The sequence below is a fragment of the Streptomyces beijiangensis genome, from assembly GCF_017315755.1.
Taxonomy (GTDB): Bacteria; Actinomycetota; Actinomycetes; order Streptomycetales; family Streptomycetaceae; genus Streptomyces; species Streptomyces beijiangensis.
In genome coordinates this window covers 1-238 of the sequence record NZ_JAFLRJ010001026.1, presented here as the reverse complement: position 1 = coordinate 238, position 238 = coordinate 1, and the positions used below count along the sequence as shown (strand labels likewise).

The 238-nt window shown below is 70.6% G+C and carries 1 protein-coding gene; it reads left to right on the top strand.

The genetic code is table 11. The features are described 5' to 3' along the window. On the top strand, positions 1-238 hold a 238-nt coding region (locus J0695_RS40395; protein WP_206969777.1), incomplete at both ends, for an SDR family NAD(P)-dependent oxidoreductase.

The following is a 238-nucleotide window of genomic DNA, read 5'->3' as shown; positions in this document are numbered from 1 at the left end:
GGCGCCCGCATCGTCGCCACCGCCTCGATCGCCGGTATCGCGGGCAACGTGGGCCAGACCAACTACGCGGCGAGCAAGGCGGGGATCATCGGGCTCGTCCGGGCGATGGCTCCGCGGCTGACGGAGCAGGGGATCACGATCAACGCGGTGGCGCCGGGCTTCATCGAGACGAACATGACGGCGGCGGTCCCGCTCTTCATCCGGGAGGCGGGACGCAGGATGAACTCCCTCGGGCAGG